Genomic DNA, 255 nt, shown 5'->3' on the forward strand with positions numbered 1-255 from the left:
ATAGGGAGCTTGCTTCCTTGAGACTTAGCGGCGGACGGGTGAGTAACACGTAGGTAACCTGCCCATAAGACCGGGATAACATTCGGAAACGGATGCTAATACCGGATACGCGATTCTCTCGCATGAGAGAGTTGGGAAAGGCGGAGCAATCTGTCACTTATGGATGGACCTGCGGCGCATTAGCTAGTTGGTGAGGTAACGGCTCACCAAGGCGACGATGCGTAGCCGACCTGAGAGGGTGATCGGCCACACTGG

1 rRNA gene is annotated in these 255 nt (G+C 54.9%); it reads left to right on the top strand.

Annotated features, from left to right (window positions below):
* Nucleotides 1–255 (top strand): 16S ribosomal RNA (locus KJS52_RS27165); the annotation flags it as partial.

The organism is Paenibacillus montaniterrae, assembly GCF_018403185.1.
GTDB classification, from domain to species: Bacteria; Bacillota; Bacilli; order Paenibacillales; family Paenibacillaceae; genus Pristimantibacillus; species Pristimantibacillus montaniterrae.